Origin of the sequence: Xanthocytophaga agilis (genome assembly GCF_030068605.1) — a bacterium.
In the GTDB taxonomy this organism is placed as follows: domain Bacteria; phylum Bacteroidota; class Bacteroidia; order Cytophagales; family 172606-1; genus Xanthocytophaga; species Xanthocytophaga agilis.
Window position 1 is genome coordinate 1 of the sequence record NZ_JASJOU010000060.1, and the last position, 577, is coordinate 577.

The 577-nt window shown below is 40.6% G+C and carries 1 protein-coding gene; it reads left to right on the plus strand.

The window, feature by feature from the left end; genetic code table 11:
• A partial coding sequence (locus tag QNI22_RS40190; protein WP_314520328.1) for a T9SS type A sorting domain-containing protein occupies window positions 1-577 on the plus strand: 577 nt, incomplete at both ends.

Below are 577 nucleotides of genomic sequence, written 5' to 3' on the forward strand. Positions count from 1 at the left end.
ACAATTTCAGTCCATTTACTTTAGCAACTGAGATAGATTATAATCCTCTTCCGGTAACCTTACTTGATTTTACAGGCAAAGCCGTTGACCAACAGGTGAATCTGAACTGGCAAACTGCCTCAGAAGTGAATACATCGTACTTTGTAGTAGAAAGAAGTCAGGATGGTAAAACTTTTCAAGAAGTGACACAGGTAAATGCGACAGGAAATTCATCCGGCTTACAGACCTATCAGTCTATCGATCACAGACCATATACAGGTGTATCGTACTACCGGTTGAAAATGGTGGATCAGGATGGAAGTTATGCTTACTCAAAAGTGATTAAAGTAAACTTTGGCATAAGTGGAGCATTGGGAGAAATTACTTTATTCCCTAACCCTGGTAATGGAGATGTAATTTACTTTACGGTTAACAACACAGAGGTGAAGATTGCTTCTATCCATGACATGTTAGGCAGATCGGTAGGGTATCAGACTAGTTGGGATGCAGATGGCACAATGAAAGTAACCTTTAGTGAAAGACTGGCTGCCGGTACGTATGTGGCTATTCTGGTAGCAAAAGATGGATCTTCTTCTTC